The following is a 20,113-nucleotide window of genomic DNA, read 5'->3' on the forward strand; positions in this document are numbered from 1 at the left end:
TCGGCGTTTTCGCGAAGCGTTAATCATGCCGCCTCTTGGCGCAGCGCGCCGGAATTGCAAAAACGTCTTGGACACCATCGGAGCGTTAACCTCTCGCCGATTGCCGCATTTCCCGATGCCGCTGGTCCAGACGATGCCCGCCTCCGATCACCTTGCGACTGAAATTCCTGACGTGCTGCGCGCCGCGCTCGAACGCGCCGACGATGGCATCGTCATCGTCGATGAGGCGCATCGCATCACCCACTTCAACCCCGCCGCGGAACGGATCTGGAAGCTCGCCGCCGCCGAGGTGCTCGGCCGCGATGCCGCCGTCCTCACCCTCAAATGCCTAAGCGCCGGTGCGACCGCGGATTTCCGCGAGGAGATCAGCCTCGTGCGGCACGACGGCAGCCGTATCAAGGCGCAGATCGCGATGTCGTCGGCGACGGTCGACGGCGCGACCCATCACATCGTGTTGGCGCGCGACGTCACCCTCGATGCCGAACGCCGCGCCAGGATCGCACTTCTCCACGCGGTCTCCGACCAGACCAACCGCGTGGTGATCATCACCGACGTCGAGCAGAACATCGTCTACGTCAATTCCGCGTTCACGGCGCTGTTCGGCTATACCAGCGAGGAGGCCGAAGGCCGCCGCGCCGGTGAGCTCATTGCCGGCCGCCACACCGATCGCAAGGCGATTGCGAAGCTCGTCAAGCGGCTGATGCATGGCGGTCAGCGCGACGAGGCCGAGGTGCTCGTCTACGACAAGGATGGTGAGGAGATCTGGGTCTCTGCCCGGATCGACGCCTTCCGCGACAAGAAAGGCCGGGTCAAGCACGTCTTCGCGCTACTCGAGGACATCACCGAATCCCGGCAGCTGCGCTCGCTGCAGCAACTGATCATGGCGGCGCTCGCCGACGAGGCGCCGATCACCGAGATTGCCGATCGGCTGTGCCGCCGCGTCGAGCAGATCGCGCCCGGCGTCGTCTGCTCGCTGCTGCACGTCGATGCCGCCGGCTTGCTCCATCCGCTGGGCGGCCCGAGCTTGCCCGAGGACTATTCCCGTTCGCTCGACGGCATCGCGATCGGTCCCGAGGTCGGCACGTGCGGAGCCGGAGCCTTCTACGGCATTCCGGTTCTGGTCGCCGACATCGATGCCGATCCGCGCTGGCAGCCCTACAAGGCGCGGCCGCTCGAAGTGGGCTTGCGCGCCTGCTGGTCGACGCCGATCAAGGCCAAGGACGGCCGGGTCATCGGCACCTTCGGTTTCTATTATCGCGAACCGCGGGCGCCGAGCCGATGGCACCGCCAGATCGTCGATGCCTGCGTCAACCTCGGCGCGTTCGCGATCGAGCGCAAGGAGGCGCGCGCCGAAATCGCGCGGCTCGCCTATCACGACATGCTCACCGGCCTGCCGAACCGCGCGCAGCTGCGCCACCTGATCACGACCGCGATCAATGCCTGCCCGACCGGAGGCCATGTCGCGCTCGCCTTCCTTGACGTCGATCATTTCAAGGACGTCAACGACACGCTCGGCCACGCCGCCGGCGACGAGCTCTTGATCCTGCTCGCGCAGCGCCTGCGCGAGCAGATCGGTCCCGACGACATGCTGGGACGGCTCGGCGGCGACGAGTTCGTCATCCTGCTGCCGCAACGCAATGCCGAGGCCGCTGAGCGCATCGCGGCCGGGATCACCGAGGCCCTGTCCGCACCGTTGCGGCTCGGATCGAAGCTGATGCCGATGTCCGCCAGCATCGGAATCAGCCTCTATCCCGATCACGCCACCGACATCGACACATTGATGCAGCAGGCGGACGCCGCCATGTACATGGCCAAGCAGGCCGGACGCTCGACGCATCGCCTCTTCAGTGCCGAGATGAACGTGCTCGCGGAGCAGCGGCTGGCGCTGATCGCGGCGTTGCGCCGCGCCGTCGCGGAAGGTGTGCTGAGCCTCAGCTATCAGCCGCAGATTCGCAGCTGCGACGGCGCGATCCACGGCGTCGAGGCGCTCGCGCGCTGGCGCGATGCCGTGCTCGGCGACGTCTCGCCGGCAAAGTTCATCCCGCTCGCCGAGGAATGCGGGCTGATCGAGCAGATCGGCATGTGGTCCGTGCGCGAGGCCTGCCGCCAGATGGCGAGCTGGCGCCGCGCCGGGCTCAACATCCCCTGCGTCTCGGTCAATCTGTCGCCGATCAATTTCCGCAACGTCACGCTGGCCGCGCGGCTCAAGGACATCCTGGCCGAGCACGATCTGCCGCCGGATGCGCTGATGCTGGAGATCACCGAAGGCGCGTTCATGCAGGACGGAGCCGCGGCGCTGGAGACGATGAACGCGATCCGCGAGCTCGGCGTCGGCCTTTCGGTGGACGATTTCGGCACCGGCTATTCCAGCCTCAGCCGGCTAGCACATCTGCCGATCCGCGAGCTCAAGATCGACCGCAGTTTCATGCGCGACATCGAGCAGGATGCGGGCGCGCTCGCGATCGCCACCGCCGTGGTCCGCGTCGGCCAGGGCCTCGGCATGAGCGTGGTCGCCGAGGGGGTCGAGACCGAGGGGCAGCGCAAGACGCTGGCTGAGCTCGGCTGCGACATCGTCCAGGGCTTCCTCTACGCGCCGCCCCTGCCGCCCGTCGCCTTCGAGCGCTGGCTGATCGAGCATTGCGCCGAGCAGGCGAGGGCGATGCTGGGGCGGCTTGACCTTGTGGCGGACGAGGTTGCCGTGAAGCAGTCGGCGTAGCCGCCTTTGAGCGGTAGGAACGCATCAGCGACCGGCGGCAGAACGGCCTTCGCTAGAGCATCGAAAGCACGACAATGCCTTCCTCGAGCTCTCCTGAAGCCAGGCGCGCCCGCGCCATGCGCTCGAACTCCGTGCGATGCTTCTGTAGATAGCTGAAGGCCTGCTTCTGCGTGTTGAATGTCGTTGCAAGCCGGCACATCTGCCGATTTGCGCCGGACGCGAGAAAGAATGTGATGGTTCCGTGATCTGGCTTTATGCGAGGCACGATCTGCACTCTCCGGCATGGGATCGGCACTTCAGATTTCGCAGGCGGCGTTGAAGACGGCTATCGCGCCAACTTCCTTGTCCGCTTCTTGAGCTTAGGCACCGGCAAAGTCGATCGAAGAGCTTCATCGGCCGCTTCCCTCGCCTGGCGCGCCTCTCGAAGCCGCGCCATGTTCTTGCGAACCTCGATGGCTTGCCTTTCCACGTCCGCCAATGCCCGCGCGCCCTCTTCGGCGGCCAGGCGCTTGCGATCGGAACGTGTAATGCTTTCGGGTGACGGCTCTGCCGGCTTCTTGCTGCTCATCGTTCACCCGGATCCGCAAAGACTAAACCCGCTCAATCCAGGGATTGAGCGGGCAAAGCGACCGTTTCAGTACATCCGTGAAACGGCGCAACGATCTCAAGCCAGCGAGAGGTTCTCGGCGCTGACTTTGCCTCGCATCTTGTCGGTCTTGATCTCGAAGTTGACCTGTTGGCCTTCGCCGAGACCGGCAAGCCCAGCCCTTTCAACGGCGCTGATGTGAACGAACACGTCGTTGCCACCGTCGTTTGGCTGGATGAAACCGAAGCCCTTTTGGCCGTTAAACCACTTGACCGTACCTGTCGTCATTTTCTTCTCCAAAGCGCGCGAGCGCATCCCGCGCGACGATCGCGCGGTTACCTTCAACTTCGTCGATGTCTTTGGAAAAGGAGCCCGCGGGCGCATTCAACAAGGCACAGCGGCTAATCGAACGACTTCAATATATACGAGTTTCATGCATTTGCAAGGAGCGAAGCCAGTTTGTTTGCTGCGAGGCCATTCTTCTGTTCCGATCGCGGCGCTTTGCGTGTGTCGGTCGATCTACGAGCAAGGCGTTATCGATTGACCGAACAGGTCTGCTGACGATCAGCCTATCGGCGCAGCTGCGCCGCCCGCGCCGCTAGGCCGACGCCAATCCAGTCCTCCGCCGCAAATCCGTGATCGCGCGCAAAAAACTGTCGGCCGGCGTCGTCTCGGGGTCGATCAGCCGGTGCAGGCGAAAGCCGTCTTCCAGCGCGAGCACGATCGAGGCGATCCAGGGCGGGTTCACCGAGCTGTTCCTGCCATTGCTCTTCGATGTCGCTTCGATGATGTCGGCGACCAGCCTGCGCCGCGCGCGCAGGCGTTTGGCAAGTTCCGGGCGGCGCTTTTCGGCCCGCGCCACGAACAGGATCATCTCCATGTGCAGCAGGGGCGAGCGGCCGAGCGGATCCTGGCGGCTGCGATCCATCGCCTTCAGCGCCGCGATGAAATCGTCGAGATTGTCGTGCTGCGCCAGGATGTCCATGTTGCGCCGTATCGACTGCGCGACATGGTCCTCGAGCATGGCGATGATCAATTCGTCCTTGCTCTTGAAGTTCGAATAGAACGCGCCGCGGGTGAAGCCCGCCGCCGCCGCGATCGCCTCGATGCTGGCGCCGCCGATGCCGTCCTCCTCGAACACGCGCGCCGCCGCCTCGAACAGCGCCTCGCGCGTGTCGTCCCTGGTCGGCCTGGTTCTCACCCTTGACATCGGCGCAGCTTAGGGCAGAATGCAACTCGATACAACAATGTATCGAGTTGATAATTTACAGGGATGGTTACGCCGGGCGATGGGGCAGCCTTGCGTATGCGTGTCGTGCGGCAACCGATCCGAGGTCACCATGAACGAGCAAGTGCAACCCGCTGGCGGACCGCTGTTCAACCCGCTCTCGCCGGATTTCATCCGCGATCCCTATCCGCATTATGAACGGCTGCGCACCGTCGATCCGATCCACGTGACGCCTTTCGGCCAGTACGTCGCCAGCCGGCACGCCGAGGTCAGTCTCGTGCTGCGTGACAAGCGCTTCGGCAAGGATTTCGTCGAGCGCACCACGCGCCGCTACGGCCCGGAGATCATGAAGGAGCCGGTGTTTCGCAGCATGAGCTACTGGATGCTGCAAGCCGATCCGCCGGACCACACCCGCCTGCGCGGCCTAGTCGTGAAGGCCTTCACCGCCCGCCGGGTCGAGGACATGCGGCCGCGGATCCAGGAGATCGTCGACCAGGCGATCGATGCCGTGATCGAGCGCGGCCACATGGACCTGATTGAGGATTTCGCCTTCCGCCTGCCCGTCACCATCATCTGCGACATGCTCGGCATCCCCGAGGAGCATCGCGAAGTGTTCTACAAGAGCTCGCGCGACGGCGGACGGCTGCTCGACCCCGTGCCGCTCTCGCCGGAGGAGATCCGCCAGGGCAACGCCGCCAACCTGATGGCGCAGATGTATTTCCAGCAGCTGTTCGAGCTGCGCCGCAAGAATCCCGGCGACGACCTCATCACCCAGCTGGTGCAGGCCGAGGAGGACGGCAACAAGCTCACCAACGAGGAGCTGACCGCCAACATCATCCTGCTGTTCGGCGCAGGCCACGAGACCACGGTCAACCTGATCGGCAACGGCCTGCTCGCGCTCCACCGCAACCCGGATCAGCTTGCGCTCCTGAAAGCGAAACCGGAGCTGATGACGAACGCGATCGAGGAGTTCCTGCGCTATGATTCCTCGGTGCAGATGACCGGGCGCGTCACGCTGGAGGAGATCGAGGACCTCGGCGGCGTGACGATCCCCAAGGGCGAGACCGTGCTGTGCCTGCTCGGCTCGGCCAACCGCGATGGCGCGGTCTACCCCGACAGGCCCGACCGGCTGGACGTCACCCGGGCGAACGTCAAGCCGCTGTCGTTCGGCGGCGGCATCCATTTCTGCCTGGGGGCCCAATTGGCGCGGATCGAGGCCGAGATCGCCATCGCCACGCTGCTGCGGCGGCTGCCGGATTTGCGCATCGACGACATCGAGACCCCGGAATGGCGGCCGACCTTCGTGCTGCGCGGGCTGAGGCGGCTGCCGGCGAGCTGGTGAGGGGGCTTGCGCGTTAACCTCCGCGCGCAACAGTCGCTGTGACTTCGCCATACTTCCCCCTATATAAGGGGCTGTTCCGGCGCGCCTGAGGCTCTCAGCTTCGGCCCAGGCCGGTTTGGCCGAGGGGAGACCCGTGCAGACGACGCTGCTCGGATTGGCGATTGCCTTCATCATTGCGCTGCTGGCCGCGCTGATCGGGCCTTACTACATCGACTGGAACCAGTTCAGGCCCCAGTTCGAGGCGGAGGCCGGCAAGATCATCGGCGTGCCGGTGCGGGTGGCGGGCGAGCTCGATGCGCGGCTGTTGCCGGCGCCGACGCTGCGGCTGCGCGGCGTCACCTTCGGCGGCAACAACGATCTCGGCCGCCTGCGCGCCGACAAGCTCGATGTCGAGTTCAGCCTCGGCTCCCTGATGCGCGGCGAATGGCGCGCCACCGAGCTTTCGGTCGGCGGCATGGCGGTCGATCTTGGTCTGGACGCGCGCGGACGGGTCGATTTGCCCTCCACCGCGAGCGGCACCTTCAACCTGGCCTCCCTCGCCATCGAGCGGCTGAACCTCACCGGCCGCATCGCCTTGCACGATGCCGCCAGCCGCTCGACGCTGGAATTGAACGACATCGCCTTCTCCGGCGATGTGCGCTCGCTCGCAGGCTCGGTGCGGGGCGACGGCAGCTTCACCGCGCGCGGCGTGCGCTACCCGTTCCGCGTCTCCTCCGGCCCCAGCGCCGACGGCAGCGCCACCCGTCTCCACCTCAACATCGATCCCGGCGAGCGCGCCATCCTCGCCGATCTCGAGGGCGTGCTCGCCTTCGACAATCGCCAGCCGAAATTCGAGGGCGCGCTGACCCTCGCCGTGCCCGCGGCCAGGAAGGCGGGCGAGGCGGGGCCGACGCCCTGGAAGCTGGCGACCAGGCTCAAGGCCGATCCGGCCGGCGCGAAATTCGAGCAGATCGACGCGAGCTTCGGCCCGGAGGACACCGCGCTGAAGCTCGGCGGCGTCGGCGATCTCAGGTTTGGCGCATCGCCCTTGCTGCGCGCGGTGCTGTCGGCGCGGCAGGTCGATGCCGACAGGCTGACCGCCAAGGACGATGCCGATCCGCAGCGCGTCCTGCCGGCGCTGCGCGCAGGGCTGGCGGCGATCCCGCAGGTGCCGATCCCTGCCCAGATCGAGTTCAATGCCGATCAGATCATGCTCGGCGGCCGTCCTCTTCAGAACATCGCGACCGAGCTTGCGACCGACGGCCGGTCCTGGACCTTCCGGCGGCTCGAGCTGCGCGCGCCCGGCATGACGCAGGTCTCGCTCAATGGCGCGGCTCCCGGCGCCGACAGTTTCAGCGGCCGGCTCAGCGTCGAATCCCCGGATCCCGACACGCTGGTGGCCTGGCTGCAGGGCCGCAGCGAGATCACCCGCCGCAGCACGCGGCCGCTGCGTCTCGCCGGCGACGTCACCATCGCAGCCAATCATCTCGCCATCGACAGGCTGAAGGCCGACATCGACGGCGGCGCCGTCGAAGGCCGCATCGTCTTCGTGCAGACAGGCGCAAGCAAGGGCTCGCGGATCGATGCGGACCTCAGGGCCGACCGGCTCGACCTCGATGCCGCCGCGAGCTTCGTGCGCGCGCTGGCGGGGCCGCAAGGCGAATGGCCGGAAGAGGCAAAGCTCTCGCTCGATATCGGCCGCGCAATCTCCGCCGGCCAGGAGCTGCGGCCGTTCGCAGCCAGGCTCGCCTACAGCCCGGCGTCGCTGTCGCTGGAGCAGCTGCGCTTCGGCCAGGGCGGCGGCGTGACCTCGGAGGCGAGCGGCAGCTTCGACCGCACCAACACGACCGGCAAGCTCGCGCTGAAATCCTCGGCCAATTCGCTGCGCGAGCTCACAGCGCTGGTCGAGCCGTTTGCGCCCGCGCTGCGCGCGCGCCTCGATGCGCTTCCGTCCTTGCCCGGCGCGACCCGTCTCAAGCTCGATCTCAGCCTCGACAAGAACGCCGAGCATGCCGATCGCAGCAATGCCCGCTTCGTGCTCGACCTCGACGCACCGCAGCTCAAGACCACGGCGACCCTGGCCGCGCAGACGCCGGCGGCCGCCATCGGCGGTATCGACCTCGAACGCCTGCGCAACAGCGACTTCACGCTGGACGCGAAGGTCGCGGCGCCGCAGGCCGGCGCCTTGTTGGCACTGCTGGGGCTCGACCGCATCGTGGCCGCGGGCGAGGGCGCCTCGCAATTCGAGGGACGGTTGAGCGGAGCCTGGCGCCGTCCCTCGCAATTGAACGCAAAGCTCAGCGGCGGCGGGCTCGATGCCGACGCGCAAGGCAGCGTCGAATGGTCGGAGCCCAAACCGTCCGAACCCAAATCGTTCGAGCCCAATTCGTTCGAACCGAAGGCGAGCGTGAACCTGCGCGTGCGCAACGCCAATCTGGCGCCGCTGCTCGGGACCAGCCCGGCCGGCAAGTCGGCGCAGAACGTCAGCCTGTCCTCCCGCCTCACGCTCTCCGGCAATCGCCTGACCTTCGGCGATCTCGACGGCAATGCCGCGGGCTCGCATCTGCGCGGCCATGTTTCGGTGACGCTCGATCAGGACAAGAGCATCGACGGCGAGGTCGGTCTCGACTCGCTCGATCTGGCGCCGGCGCTCGCAATCGCCGTCGGCGCAGCCGGTCGTGAGTCCGGCGAGCCGCTCAGCGCAGGATTGGTTAGCGGCTGGCGCGGCCGCATCGCCTTCCAGGCCTTACGCGGAATGTTGCCCGGCGGCATCGAGCTCCGCCCCTTCGGCGGCACGATCCGGAGCGACGGCCAGTCGCTCGCGTTCGATGCGCTCAAGGGCGGCGTCGGCGGCGGCGACATGTCCGCAAGCCTGGACGCGCGCAATGGCGCGGGTGGGCTTGCGCTGAACGCGCGCATCGAGCTCAGCAACGTCGATGCGGCGGCGCTGCGCTATCGCGACCTCGCCCTGCCCAAGGGGCGCGCCTCGGTGCAGGTGGCGCTGACCAGCCAGGGCCGCAGCGTCGCGGCCTTGACCGGTGCGCTCGCCGGCAACGGCACGGTGACGCTCGAATCCGCCGAGATCGCCGGCCTCAATCCGCGTGCGTTCGAGATCGCCATCCGCGCCAGCGACGGCGGCCAGGTCAATGACGACAACCGGCTGCGGCAGCTCGTCGAGCCCGCGCTGTCGGCGGGGCGCATCGCGGTGCCCTCGGCGCAGATTCCGTTCACGATCCGCGACGGCCGCCTGCGCATCGGCGCAACGCCGCTGGAAGCGAAGAACGCCCGCGCCATCGTCTCCGGCGGCTACGACATTCCGGCGGACCAGGCCGACATCCGCGCCAGCCTGACGCCGATCATGACCGGGCTTTCCGGCGCCCCGCCCGAGATCCAGCTGTTTGCGGCAGGCCCGCCCGACAGGCTGAGCCGTACCGTCGACCTCGCACCGCTGTCGTCATGGCTTGCGGTGCGCACGATTGATCGCGAGACGCGGCGGCTCGACGCCATCGAGCGCGGCGAGCCGCCGCCGGCCACCGCTGCGCTGCCGACGCTGGTGTCCCCGGAGATAGCGACCGAGCAGGCGCCACCCAACGTGCCGCTGCCGGGCCAGGACCCGCGCCGCGCGCCGGCAAAGCCCAGGGTGGCGCCGACCCCGAAAACTCCGCAGGCCGCGCCCGCCGCGCCAAGCCCCTCACTGACAAGCCCTTCACTGACGAGCCCGCCGCTCGCGAGCCAGCAGCTCGCGCCGCTCCCTCCGGCCATCGACGTGAAGCCCGCCCCGGGCCCGCCGCCCGCCAAGCCCAGGCCGAAGCCGCCGCTGGTGCTGACGCCGCAGAATCCGTAGACGGCGCTATCTAAAGCGCTCCGTTGCCGATGCTCGTCATGCCCGGGCTTGTCCCGGGCATCCACGTTCTTTGTGCCATGCGGCAAGGCGTGGATGGCCGGGACAAGCCCGGCCATGACGCGGAGAGGTTTCAGTGCCCAAAGCTTCTCGGCTCTTGCACAACAGTAAATCCATTCCCTCGCATTTGACGGAATTTTCGTCGGCAAAACTGATTTGCCGACTTTACTGAATTCTCGCGTTTCATCTCTAGCGTAGGTTCCCAGAGGAATTCGGCGTCGCGCCGCGAGCGGCGGGACGGCTCGCCAACGGGCTGCCAAGAACTGGGGTGATCGAGATGAACGGGGCGAAATCGCTTCTGCAGGATCTGGACGACGCGATCGCGCGCGGCACCGACGAAAGCCGGTCACGAGCATTATGGCATGCGACCGACATCCTGATCACCGGCCGCTACAGCGACGACGAGATCAGCATGTTCGGCGAGGTGATCGGCCGGCTCGCCGACGAGATCGAGGTGGCTGCGCGCGCGCAGCTCTCCGAAGTGATGTCGGCCTGCGATCACGCCCCGCTCAACGTCATCGAAAGGCTCGCCCTCGACGACGAGATCGCGGTTGCCGGTCCCGTGCTGCGCGATTCCAACCGCATCGACGAGAAGATGCTGGTCCAGAGCGCCATGACCAAGGGCCAGGCGCATCTGCTGGCGATCTCGCAGCGCCAGTCGATCGGCGAAGCCGTGACCGACGTGCTGGTCAAGCGCGGCAACCAGGAGGTCGTGACTTCGGTCGCCAGGAACGAGGGCGCGCGCTTCTCCGGCTCGGGTCTCTTGCACATGGTCCGCCGCGCCGAGGGCGATTCGATCCTTGCCGAGCAGCTCGGCCTGCGCAAGGACGTGCCGCGTCACATCTTCCAGCAGCTGATCGCGAAAGCCTCCGAAGACGTCCGCCGCCGGCTCGAGACCGAGCGGCCCGAGATGATGTCGCAGATCCAGAGCTCGGTCACCGAGGTCACGGGCGATCTCCAGTCCAAGTTCGGCCCGTCCTCGCGCAGCTATTTCGTCGCCAAGCGCGTGGTCACGACGCAGTATCGCCAGGGCAATCTCAACCAGGACTCGATCTCGAATTATGCCCGCCAGCACCGCTTCGACGAGGTCCAGATCGGCCTGTCGCTGCTGTCGGCGCTGCCGGTCGACGTGATCGAGCGCGCGTTGATGGACCGTAACCGCGAGATGATCCTGGTGCTGTGCAAGGCGCTCGACTTCTCCTGGGACACCACGATGTCGCTGTTGTTCCTCGGCGCCAAGGATCATCTGATCACGGCGCGCGAGCTCCAGGACAACGAGCGCGAGTACGGCCGGCTCAAGATCGAGACGTCGCGCAGCATTCTGAAGTTCTACCAGTCGCGCAAGACCGGCGCGGGTGCCGATGCGGGCCGTCAGCCCGAACTTCAAGTCCACTGACAGGTCCACTGAGGAGAGGGGAGTACCTGCAATGTTACCTCAATTCGGCACCGCCGTTCGCAAGAAGAATCTCGCCAATGCCGGCGCCACCGATCTCGGCGGCGCAGCTTCGGACAAGGCCTCGGTGGACGCCGCCTGGCTCGTGCTGGAAGCCGCCAACGACCTCGGCGACCACGCCGCGGTGGACGCCTGCCGCCGCGTTATCGACGCCGAGCTGAACGGCACGGCGGCCCGCAGCGCCGACGTCGATCTCGTGCTGGGATATTTCCGGTAAGGCTCCGGAGATCGCGCTCGGAGTTGAGCGCAGCGAAGTCCGGAGGGACTCTCAGCACGAGTTGGAGCGTTTGGCGCCTGCATCGCGCCGAAGACTTGACTTCGCCGCGGCCAAGGCTGCAGCCAGCTCATCGATGTGATAGGGCTTGGGCAGGATCTCGATACCAGCGCTTTCCGCTTCATGGACCGAGGCTTCGGCGTAACCGCTGGTCAGCAATATCGGTATGTCGCTTCGTCTTGTCCTGATCTCGCGCGCAAGCTCGACCCCGTTCATGCCGCCCGGCATCATGATGTCGGAGAAGATCAGATCGATGGGACGGCCATCCGCCAGGGCACCAAGCGCTGCCGCGGCGCTGGAGGCGCGCGTGACGTCGTAGCCGAGCTGGCCCAGCATCTCGCTGACCAGCGCGGCAACCTCGTCATCGTCTTCCACCAGCAGGATCCGGCCCTGATTGCTCTTCTTGGGCCTCGCCCTGGTGAGATCGACGAGATGTCGCGGGCTCGACGGAGCATCGAACGATCGCGGCAGGTACAGCTCGATGCTCGTGCCGCGGCCGACCTCCGATTGAATGCGCACCGTGCCTTGCGACTGCGTCGCAAATCCATGGACCTGCGCGAGCCCAAGCCCGGACCCTTTGCCGACGTCCTTGGTCGTGAAGAACGGCTCGAAGACGCGCGAGAGAATCTCCGGAGGCATACCGATGCCGGTATCGATCACGGATAGCCGGACGTAGTCGCCGGAGATCTGATCGTCCTTGAGATCGGGCAGGTTTTCTCCGCGCACGATGATCGTGCCGCCGTGGGGCATGGCATCGCGGGCGTTGACGGCCAGGTTGAGAATGACCAGCTCGAGCTCGCCGGGGTCGACCTCGACCGGCCAAAGCTGCTCCGGAAAGTCGAACTCGACGTGGACGTCGCCTCTCAGGCTGCGATCGAGCAGTTCGCGCATTCCGCCGATCTGCGCGGCGACGTCGACGGGCTGCGGCCGCAGCTTCTGCCGCCGAGAAAATGCCAGAAGCTGCTTGGTCAAGCTGGCACCGCGCTGCGCGGCCTGGATCATCCCATCCACCAGGCGGCGACGGCGGTTCGGATCCGTCTGGCGGTCGAGCATGTCGAGCCCGCCGGAAATCACCATCAGCAGATTGTTGAAGTCGTGGGCGACACCACCGGTGAGCTGGCCGATGGCCTCGATCTTCTGGGCCTGCCGAAGCGTTTCCTCGACCCGGGCGCGCTCCTTCATCTCGAGCCGAAGCTGCTCGTTGGCTTCTTCCAGCGCCCGGGTCCGCTCGATCACGAGCTTCTCGAGCTCCTGCGCCGTCTGTTCGCGCGCTTCCAGCAAGGCCCGGATTTCATATTGGCGCCGGCGTGCCCGCATCGCCGATTGGATGGCGCTGGTCAGCGTGATCGGCTGAACCGGCCGCTCGAGCAGCGACACGTTGCGGAGAAGCTCGACGATACTGCGTCGCCACGCGACGACCGCGGGCCGCTCCCGGTGACTGGTGAGAACGACGAAGGGCAGATCGGACCACGGCGGCTGGCCGGCGATCCACTGCGCCAGCGCCGCGGTGTCCTTGCCGAACAATCCTTCCTCGGCAAGAAACACCGTGCCGACGCCTGCCGTCATTTCGGTGACGAGTTCGGCCAAGTCCCGGCAATTGACCGCCTCGAGGTTCGCGTTGCGCAAAAGTTCGGCCGATGCCGGCCCGTCGCGGCCCACCGGGGCGAAGACGAGAACGCGGTGATCGCGCTGCGCGCTCATTCGAGCGGCCCTTCCGGGAGGGCCGTGCCGGTATAGCGCGGATTGCCGGAAAAGATGCCGCTGAACTCATGAAGCGGCGGGCCCAGCTTGATCCCGCTGCTGCCGAGCCGGAATTCGCGGATGCCGTGCTCGTGGCCGCCGCTGCGCTTCTTGACGACCGACAAGGCGCGCCGAACCGTTCCGGCGAACTCGAAATAGCGCAGCATCACGACTGCATCGCTCAAATAGCTGAGGTCGAGCGGCGTATCCATGGGACCGACAAGCCCATGCTGGGCGAGGATGAGGATGGTGAGCACGCCCTGCTGGGCCAGGTAGCTGAGCAGTTCGTGCATCTGCAGGACGAGGAAACGTTCATCCGGCATCGCGTTCAGATAACCGTTCAAGCTGTCGATGACGATGATGCGGGCATTGTCGACCTCGACGCTCCGGCGGAGCGTTGCCGCGAACTCACCCGGCGACAATTCGGCCGGATCGATCTGCTGAAACCGGATCTTTCCGGAGGCGAGATGTTTGTCCAGCGGCAGCCCGAGCGCTCTGGCGCGGGCCTCCACCGTTCCGCGCCCTTCATCGAAGGCGAAGAATACGGCGTGCTCGCCGCGTTCCGCCGCCGCGATGGCGTAGGTTAGCGCAACTGACGACTTGCCGACGCCGGCCGCGCCGAGGAGAAGAGCGTTGGTGCCGCGCTCGAGCCCCCCTCCCAGGAGCTGGTCGAGCTCGGGGTTGCCGCTGGTCACCATCTCACCATCGAATAATCTGTGATGTTCGGCTGCGACGAGCCGGGGAAAGATCCGCAGGCCCCCTTGCGTGATCGTAAAATCGTGAAAGCCGCCGCGGAAACGGATGCCGCGCATCTTGATCACGCGAAGCCGCCGCCGCTCGGCGCCGTAGTCGATGGCGAGTTGCTCCAGCATCACCACGCCGTGCGCGATCGAATGCAGTTGCAGATCATCCTGGGAGGATGACAGATCGTCGAGCAGAACCACGGTGCAGTTGCGATTGGTGAAGAAGTGCTTCAGGGCCAGAACCTGGCGCCTGTAGCGAAGCGGGTTCTGCGCCAGCAGGCGCAATTCGGAGAGGCTGTCGAGCACCACGCGGGTGGGATTGATCCGTTCGACCTCCTTGAAGATCAGACCTGTGGTCTCGCTCAGCTCCATCTCGGCGGGATGAAAAACCGTCAGCTCCCGCTCGGGATCAAGCGTCGTTTCCGGCGGAACGAGCTCGAAGATATCGACGCCGTCCAGCGACCAGCCATGCCGCTGTGCCACCACTGTGAGTTCGCTCTTGGTCTCGGAGAGCGAAACGTAGAGAACGCGTTCGCCGTCGCGCACGCCCCGAAGAAGGAATTGGAGCGCAATCGTGGTCTTGCCTGTGCCGGGGCGTCCCTCGTAGAGATACATTCGGTTGGGGTCCAAGCCACCGCCGAGGATGTCGTCCAGACCGTCGCTGCCGGTCGAAATTCTCGGCAAATCCTTGAGGTCGCTGCCTGGAGCAGGCGCGGATTGACCGGTCATGACCCCCCCTTACGCGTATCTTCCCGAAGCTCTCCATGCGCTCCGAGCGCATGCCGGGAGCCGGATTTGACTGAAAAGGTCCGTCTAAGGAACTCCTAGGCCGGGCATGAGTTCCCGCCCGACTGGCGGTCCGGCGACCGGTTCGTTGCCGCTCAGACTGTGCCGACCCGTGGATGGTGTCGGTTCAAAAATGAACACAAACGGTCTGCTCGCGGTCCATCCCGTTGCTGCCCTCACTGCCGGATGCGGTAGATCACGACGTCCTCGCCGTGACGGTTCGTGCTTCGCTCGAGCTGGTAGTTCGACTTCTCCAGCACGCGCCGCGATGCACCGTTCCCGACATACACAATGCCGATGAGAGACGGCAGTGCGAGCTGTGACAGCCCGATGTCCGTCAGCGCGGTCGCGATCTCGCTGGCAAATCCTTGGCCCCAGAATTCGCGCTTGAACGCGTAGGCGATTTCGACCTCGTCGACATCGTCCACGAGAATGTGCCGAATGCCCGCCCGTCCGGCGAAGGCCCCGTCCCTCGTTCGCAGCCGTCCAGAGTCCGAAGCCGTGCTGGTCCCAATGGGCCATGTTGGTTGCGAGATAAGCCCTCGTGACCTCGGGCGTCCGCACCCCGCCGAGATAGCGGGAGACCTCGGCGTCGCGATGCAGCGCGACGAGGTCGGCGAGGTGATCCTCGCGCAACCGTTCGGCGGTCAGGCGGTCGGTGGTGAAATGGTCCACGGCGACAGATCGCCGCTTCCGAGGCGTGTCGTCGTTCATGCTGCTATCGCTGCGGGCTGATCGTGACATCATGCCCCTGTTTTGCCCGACGGGTCAACGGGCGACGGCCGGATCGTTGCCTTGCGCGTAACTCATTGATTTCACGACCCCCGGTCTACTGTGCATGGGGTTGTTTTCGCAGTTTCGTTTTGGAAGGGCTACCCCGCCCCCAGCGCGACGGCGACGTTGTACGTCACGAGGCTCGCCGCATAGGCCAGCACCAGCATGTAGGCGAAGGTGATCCCCATCCAGGCCCAGCTGCCGGTCTCGCGCCGGATCACGGCGAGCGTGGAGGCGCATTGCGGGGCGAAGATGTACCAGGCCAGCATCGACAGCGCGGTGGCGAGCGACCATTTTGTCGCCAGCACCTGGCCGATCTGCTCGACCGCTTCGTTGCCGCCCTCGATCGCATAGACGGTGCCGAGCGCCGCGACCGCGACCTCGCGCGCCGCCATGCCCGGGATCAACGCCACCGCGATCTGCCAGTTGAAGCCGACGGGGGCGAGCAGGGGCTCGAGCGCCTTGCCGATCATCGCCGCCAGGCTGAACTCGATGGCCGGCCCGGTCGCGCCCGCGGGCGGCTGCGGGAAGGAGGCCAGGAACCAGATCAGCACCATCATCGAGAAGATCGTGGTGCCGGCGCGCTGCAAGAACATCTTGGCGCGGGTGTAGATGCCGATCACGATGGATTTCAGCCGCGGCATCTTGTAGTCCGGCAGCTCCAACATGAACGGCGCCGGCACAAAGTCGCGCAGCATGAAGAACTTGATCACGAACGAGACCAACAGCGCGCTGATGATGCCGGCGGCATAGAGGCCGAACATCACGAGGCCCTGCAGGTTGATGAAGCCCCAGACGTCTCTGGCCGGGATGAAGGCGGAGATGATCAGCGTATAGACCGGAATGCGCGCCGAGCAGGTCATCAGCGGCGCGATCAGGATCGTGGTCAGCCGGTCGCGCTTGTTGTCGATGACCCGCGTCGCCATGATGCCGGGAATGGCGCAGGCAAAGCTCGACAGCAGCGGAATGAAGGCGCGGCCGTGCAGGCCGGCGCCGCCCATGATGCGGTCCATCAGGAACGCCGCGCGCGCCATGTAGCCGAAATCTTCCAGGAGCAGGATGAACAGGAAGATGAGGATGATCTGCGGCAGGAACACGATGACGCTGCCGACGCCGGAGATCACGCCGTTCTGCAGGAAGCTTTGCAGCAAGCCGTCGGGCAGTGTGGCCTGCACCAGCTCGCCAAGCGAGTCGAAGCCGGACTTTAGCAGCTCCATCGCCGGCTGCGCCCAGGCGAACACCGCCTGGAACATCACGAACAGGATCAGCGCCAGCACGATCAGCCCGCCGACCGGATGCAGCACGATCGCGTCGATCCGTGCGGTCCAGGTGTCGGGACGAGCAGGCAGGCTGACGCAGTCGGCGATGATGCGGTCGGCCTCGCGTTGGGTGGCGCGCAGCTCGGAGACGCCGAGCGCGCGCCAGCTGTTCTCAACCGGTTCGGCGGCGAGCGCTGCGGAAATCTCGTCGGTCAGCTTGAGCAGGTCGGCCGTGCCGCCCTTGCGCACCGCGATCGAGGTGACCACGGGCACGCCGAGCTCCTTGGCGAGCCGCGCGACGTCGACAGTGATGCCGCGGCGGCTTGCAATGTCGAACATGTTGAGCACGAGGATCATCGGCCGCCCGGTGCGCTTCAGCTCCAGCAGCAGGCGGATGGTCAGGCGCAGATTGGTGGAATCGGCGACGCACAGCACGAGATCGGGCAGGGTCTCGCCGGAGGCCTTGCCGAGCACGAAGTCGCGGGTGATCTCTTCGTCCGGGCTGCGGCCGCGCAGCGAATAGGTGCCGGGCAGGTCGACCACGGAGACCTGGCGGCCGAGCGGGGTGACGAAGAAGCCTTCCTTGCGCTCGACCGTGACGCCGGGATAGTTCGCGACCTTCTGCCGGCTGCCGGTCAGCGCGTTGAACAGCGAGGTCTTGCCGCTGTTGGGCGTGCCGACCAGGGCGAGATGCAGCAGCGGTGCTTCCATGGGATCAAGGGCCTGCGGGGCAGATTGCGGTCGCGCGTCAGGCGACGATGATGGCCATGGCTTCGCGACGGCGGACCGCGATCGTGGTGCTATCGACCCGCACCGCGATCGGATCGCGCCCGACCAACCCCTCATGCAGGATCTCGACCCGGGCGCCCTCGACGAAGCCGAGTTCGATCAGGCGGCTCTCGAGCTCGACGTCCGAAAGCGCCGAGCCAGCCTCTTTGGCGGCAAGGTGTTGGATGACGCCGGTATAGCCGCGCTGGGCCAGACCCAGCGGCATGTGCGAACGCGTATCAGTGGTGTCGGTCATGCCCTGTATTTTCAACGCCGGGCATTGAGGTCAAGCGTGCCCGCGCGCCGAAGCTGCACCTTAGAGCGATTTTAAAGTGCAGAGGCCGGGGCGCCGTCGCGGGCGCCCCCGACGGCTACTGGGCCGGGACCTTGTCCGGCTGGGCGGCCATGGCGCGGCTCTTGAAGTAGTCCAGGACGAACAGACGGATCGCCGACGACAGATTGCCCTGCTGGCGGTTGTTGTCGATCTCGCCGACCAGCTCGGACAACGTCATGTTGCGCAGGCCCGAGATCTCTTTCATGCCGTTCCAGAACGCCTCTTCCAGGCTGACGCTGGTCTTGTGGCCGGCGACGACGATCGATCGTTTCACGACCGGCGACTTCATGGCTGCTCCTCGCGATCGATCCGGTGCTGGTCCAGATTCTCCTTGGCCTGGTCCGCCCGCTTCGCCTCGGACGACCGTTCCGCCTTCGTGCGCCCGAACTTCGCCCGGTTGGCGTCCGCCTGCTTCGCCGAGGCTTCCCGCTCGACGCGCTTCCTGAAACGATTCAGGTTGATGACGTTCCCCATGCCGCGTCTCCATCATCCGCTCCTCTTCAGGCAGGATGAAACATTCAGAAACAGGGCGCCACATTGCGCCGCAGAAGACTTGATCGCCATTCGCTCGTCCTCGTCAATCGGCCCTTGGGCCATCAAACGATGAATTTCGCCCCGTCGAGGGCAGTGGAGCTGCGTAACACGCCGCCCCGCCGCAACATTGACGGTAATCAAATCCCGCCCCCAAAACCGCATATTTTTGGGCGCCGAGCGTCCGTATCATTACGGATGGCTATCGGAATTCGGAATCATCCCGGGCTGATCATCTTCTCGGCGCGCACCAGGCGGTCGAACTCGTCGGCCGATACGAAGCCGAGCCGCAGCGCCTCCTCCTTCAGCGTGGTGCCGTTGGCGTGCGCCGTCTTGGCCACCTTGGCGGCGTTGTCGTAGCCGATCTTCGGAGCCAGCGCCGTCACCAGCATCAGCGAGCGCTGCATCAGCTCCTTGATGCGCTTCTCGTCGGCGCGGATGCCGCTGACGCAATGTTCGGTGAAGGAGCGCGCGGCATCCGCCATCAGGCGGATCGAATGCAGCATGTTGTAGGCCAGCACCGGCTTGTAGACGTTGAGCTCGAAATGACCCTGGCTGCCGGCGACCGTGATCGCGGTGTGATTGCCGAACACCTGGCAGCACACCATGGTCATCGCCTCGCACTGGGTCGGGTTGACCTTGCCCGGCATGATCGAGGAGCCGGGCTCGTTCTCCGGCAGGATCAATTCGCCGAGGCCCGAGCGCGGGCCGGAGCCGAGCAGGCGGATGTCATTGGCGATCTTGAACAGGCCGGTCGCGACCGAATTGATGGCGCCGTGCGCCAGCACATAGGCATCGTTCGAGGCCAGCGCCTCGAATTTGTTGGCGGCGCTGGTGAAGGGGAGCTTCGTAATCCCGGCAACGTGCTTTGCGAACAGCTTGGCAAAGCGCGGCTTCGAGTTGAGGCCGGTGCCGACGGCTGTGCCGCCCTGCGCCAGCGGATAGAGGTCCTTCACCGCGATCTTGAGCCGGGCGATGCCGCTTTCGACCTGCGCGGCATAGCCGGAGAATTCCTGACCGAGCGTCAGCGGCGTCGCATCCTGGGTATGGGTGCGGCCGATCTTCACGATCTTCGAAAACTCCCTCTCCTTCTTGCGCAGAGCGCGCAGCAACTCGCCGAGGGCAGGGACGAGATCGGCATTGATGCGGCTTGCCGCCGCGATGTGCATTGCGGTCGGGAAGGAGTCGTTCGACGACTGGCTCATGTTGACGTGATCGTTGGGATGCACCGGCTTCTTGGCGCCGAGCTCGCCGCCGAGCAGCTCGTTGGCGCGGTTGGCAATCACCTCGTTGAGGTTCATGTTGCTCTGGGTGCCCGAGCCGGTCTGCCACACGACAAGCGGAAAATGGTCGTCAAGTCTGCCTTCGATCACCTCGCGCGCAGCGCGGATGATGGCGTTGGCACGGCGCCGATCGAGCAGGCCGAGCTCGAGATTGGACTGCGCGGCGGCGAGCTTGACCATGCCGAGTGCATGCACGAGTGAGATCGGCATGCGGTCGGTGCCGATGCGGAAATTCTGGCGCGAGCGCTCGGTCTGCGCCCCCCAATAGCGGTCGGCGGCGACCTCGATGGGACCGAAGCTGTCGGTCTCGGTGCGGGTTGCGGGGCGGGCAGTCTTCGAGCGGGACGCTTTGGCCATGAGCACATCCATTCTGCCGCGCGAAACGCCGCACGGCCTCTTCATGTGCTCTTCTATAT

General features: G+C 65.9%; 17 protein-coding genes and 1 pseudogene. 6 read left to right on the top strand and 12 right to left on the bottom strand.

Translation table 11 applies throughout. The features are described 5' to 3' along the window. Positions 1–115: 115 nt before the first annotated feature. Positions 116–2,716, top strand: coding sequence for an EAL domain-containing protein (locus tag I6F09_RS30110; protein ID WP_225189709.1), 2,601 nt, complete (start codon positions 116–118; stop codon positions 2,714–2,716). 52 nt (positions 2,717–2,768) lie between these two features. Here I6F09_RS30110 and I6F09_RS30115 read toward each other — a convergent pair whose 3' ends face one another. The 4 genes from I6F09_RS30115 to I6F09_RS30130 form a co-directional block, all read right to left on the bottom strand. Further along, the gene (locus I6F09_RS30115; RefSeq protein ID WP_036006506.1) at positions 2,769–2,990 is read right to left on the bottom strand and encodes a hypothetical protein; all 222 of its coding nucleotides are present in this window, start codon (positions 2,988–2,990) and stop codon (positions 2,769–2,771) included. A gap of 51 nt (positions 2,991–3,041) precedes the next feature. Further along, positions 3,042–3,284, bottom strand: coding sequence for a transcriptional regulator (locus I6F09_RS30120; RefSeq protein ID WP_225114925.1), 243 nt, complete (start codon positions 3,282–3,284; stop codon positions 3,042–3,044). A gap of 96 nt (positions 3,285–3,380) precedes the next feature. Next, complete coding sequence (locus tag I6F09_RS30125; RefSeq protein ID WP_109145937.1) at positions 3,381–3,590, bottom strand: cold-shock protein; 210 nt, start codon at positions 3,588–3,590, stop codon at positions 3,381–3,383. Positions 3,591–3,900: 310 nt separating this feature from the next. Continuing rightward, positions 3,901–4,512: a TetR/AcrR family transcriptional regulator gene (locus tag I6F09_RS30130; protein ID WP_225189710.1), complete on the bottom strand. Its 612-nt coding sequence runs from the start codon at positions 4,510–4,512 to the stop codon at positions 3,901–3,903. 130 nt (positions 4,513–4,642) lie between these two features. Between I6F09_RS30130 and I6F09_RS30135 the strand changes: the two genes are divergently transcribed. The 4 genes from I6F09_RS30135 to I6F09_RS30150 all read left to right on the top strand — a co-directional run bounded on the left by I6F09_RS30135 (position 4,643) and on the right by I6F09_RS30150 (position 11,422). Beyond that, positions 4,643–5,872 carry a cytochrome P450 gene (locus I6F09_RS30135; protein WP_036037420.1) on the top strand — a complete coding sequence of 410 codons (1,230 nt, stop codon included), beginning with the start codon at positions 4,643–4,645 and terminating at the stop codon, positions 5,870–5,872. Positions 5,873–6,005: 133 nt separating this feature from the next. Then, the gene (locus tag I6F09_RS30140) at positions 6,006–9,695 is read left to right on the top strand and encodes an AsmA-like C-terminal region-containing protein (protein ID WP_225189711.1); all 3,690 of its coding nucleotides are present in this window, start codon (positions 6,006–6,008) and stop codon (positions 9,693–9,695) included. 334 nt (positions 9,696–10,029) lie between these two features. Then, a complete protein-coding gene (locus tag I6F09_RS30145; protein ID WP_036006551.1) occupies positions 10,030–11,148 on the top strand; it encodes a DUF2336 domain-containing protein in 1,119 nt (372 codons plus the stop codon). A 31-nt stretch (positions 11,149–11,179) separates the two neighbouring features. Next, positions 11,180–11,422, top strand: coding sequence for a hypothetical protein (locus I6F09_RS30150; RefSeq protein ID WP_225143065.1), 243 nt, complete (start codon positions 11,180–11,182; stop codon positions 11,420–11,422). 51 nt (positions 11,423–11,473) lie between these two features. Here the strand turns inward: I6F09_RS30150 and I6F09_RS30155 are convergent, their stop codons facing one another. The 3 genes and pseudogenes from I6F09_RS30155 to I6F09_RS30165 all read right to left on the bottom strand — a co-directional run bounded on the left by I6F09_RS30155 (position 11,474) and on the right by I6F09_RS30165 (position 15,312). After that, positions 11,474–13,180: an ATP-binding protein gene (locus I6F09_RS30155; RefSeq protein ID WP_225189712.1), complete on the bottom strand. Its 1,707-nt coding sequence runs from the start codon at positions 13,178–13,180 to the stop codon at positions 11,474–11,476. Then, positions 13,177–14,691, bottom strand: coding sequence for an ATPase domain-containing protein (locus I6F09_RS30160; RefSeq protein WP_036006558.1), 1,515 nt, complete (start codon positions 14,689–14,691; stop codon positions 13,177–13,179). The genes I6F09_RS30155 and I6F09_RS30160 overlap by 4 nt, the downstream gene beginning before the upstream one ends. 233 nt (positions 14,692–14,924) lie before the next feature. After that, positions 14,925–15,312, bottom strand: a pseudogene (locus tag I6F09_RS30165) (GNAT family N-acetyltransferase). Between the two features lie 33 nt (positions 15,313–15,345). Here I6F09_RS30165 and I6F09_RS30170 point away from each other — a divergent pair. Continuing rightward, complete coding sequence (locus I6F09_RS30170; RefSeq protein WP_225114706.1) at positions 15,346–15,483, top strand: hypothetical protein; 138 nt, start codon at positions 15,346–15,348, stop codon at positions 15,481–15,483. A gap of 137 nt (positions 15,484–15,620) precedes the next feature. Here I6F09_RS30170 and I6F09_RS30175 read toward each other — a convergent pair whose 3' ends face one another. The 5 genes from I6F09_RS30175 to fumC form a co-directional block, all read right to left on the bottom strand. After that, positions 15,621–17,492 (bottom strand): ferrous iron transporter B, encoded by a 1,872-nt coding sequence (locus I6F09_RS30175; protein ID WP_225189713.1) that lies wholly within the window; start codon positions 17,490–17,492, stop codon positions 15,621–15,623. A gap of 37 nt (positions 17,493–17,529) precedes the next feature. Continuing rightward, positions 17,530–17,805 carry a FeoA family protein gene (locus I6F09_RS30180; protein ID WP_036006563.1) on the bottom strand — a complete coding sequence of 92 codons (276 nt, stop codon included), beginning with the start codon at positions 17,803–17,805 and terminating at the stop codon, positions 17,530–17,532. Positions 17,806–17,920: 115 nt separating this feature from the next. Next, positions 17,921–18,172 carry a ribbon-helix-helix domain-containing protein gene (locus I6F09_RS30185; protein WP_025038043.1) on the bottom strand — a complete coding sequence of 84 codons (252 nt, stop codon included), beginning with the start codon at positions 18,170–18,172 and terminating at the stop codon, positions 17,921–17,923. Continuing rightward, positions 18,169–18,357, bottom strand: a complete 189-nt coding sequence (locus I6F09_RS30190) for a DUF4169 family protein (RefSeq protein ID WP_036006566.1) — start codon at positions 18,355–18,357, stop codon at positions 18,169–18,171. Before I6F09_RS30190 ends, I6F09_RS30185 begins: the two co-directional genes overlap by 4 nt. Before the next feature lie 275 nt (positions 18,358–18,632). Then, a complete protein-coding gene (fumC, locus tag I6F09_RS30195) occupies positions 18,633–20,066 on the bottom strand; it encodes a class II fumarate hydratase (protein ID WP_057026499.1) in 1,434 nt (477 codons plus the stop codon). Between the last annotated feature and the right edge of the window lie 47 nt (positions 20,067–20,113).

Origin of the sequence: Bradyrhizobium sp. IC3195, assembly GCF_020193585.1 — a bacterium.
In the GTDB taxonomy this organism is placed as follows: Bacteria; Pseudomonadota; Alphaproteobacteria; order Rhizobiales; family Xanthobacteraceae; genus Bradyrhizobium; species Bradyrhizobium yuanmingense.

Coding starts and splice junctions, on each gene's coding strand:
- I6F09_RS30110 (WP_225189709.1), top strand. CDS start 116: ATGCCGCTGGTCCAGACGATGCCCGCCTCCGATCACCTTGCGACTGAA.
- I6F09_RS30120 (WP_225114925.1), bottom strand. CDS start 3,284: ATGAGCAGCAAGAAGCCGGCAGAGCCGTCACCCGAAAGCATTACACGT.
- I6F09_RS30125 (WP_109145937.1), bottom strand. CDS start 3,590: ATGACGACAGGTACGGTCAAGTGGTTTAACGGCCAAAAGGGCTTCGGT.
- I6F09_RS30130 (WP_225189710.1), bottom strand. CDS start 4,512: ATGTCAAGGGTGAGAACCAGGCCGACCAGGGACGACACGCGCGAGGCG.
- I6F09_RS30135 (WP_036037420.1), top strand. CDS start 4,643: ATGAACGAGCAAGTGCAACCCGCTGGCGGACCGCTGTTCAACCCGCTC.
- I6F09_RS30145 (WP_036006551.1), top strand. CDS start 10,030: ATGAACGGGGCGAAATCGCTTCTGCAGGATCTGGACGACGCGATCGCG.
- I6F09_RS30150 (WP_225143065.1), top strand. CDS start 11,180: ATGTTACCTCAATTCGGCACCGCCGTTCGCAAGAAGAATCTCGCCAAT.
- I6F09_RS30155 (WP_225189712.1), bottom strand. CDS start 13,180: ATGAGCGCGCAGCGCGATCACCGCGTTCTCGTCTTCGCCCCGGTGGGC.
- I6F09_RS30160 (WP_036006558.1), bottom strand. CDS start 14,691: ATGACCGGTCAATCCGCGCCTGCTCCAGGCAGCGACCTCAAGGATTTG.
- I6F09_RS30170 (WP_225114706.1), top strand. CDS start 15,346: ATGCAGCGCGACGAGGTCGGCGAGGTGATCCTCGCGCAACCGTTCGGC.
- I6F09_RS30175 (WP_225189713.1), bottom strand. CDS start 17,492: ATGGAAGCACCGCTGCTGCATCTCGCCCTGGTCGGCACGCCCAACAGC.
- I6F09_RS30180 (WP_036006563.1), bottom strand. CDS start 17,805: ATGACCGACACCACTGATACGCGTTCGCACATGCCGCTGGGTCTGGCC.
- I6F09_RS30185 (WP_025038043.1), bottom strand. CDS start 18,172: ATGAAGTCGCCGGTCGTGAAACGATCGATCGTCGTCGCCGGCCACAAG.
- I6F09_RS30190 (WP_036006566.1), bottom strand. CDS start 18,357: ATGGGGAACGTCATCAACCTGAATCGTTTCAGGAAGCGCGTCGAGCGG.
- fumC (WP_057026499.1), bottom strand. CDS start 20,066: ATGGATGTGCTCATGGCCAAAGCGTCCCGCTCGAAGACTGCCCGCCCC.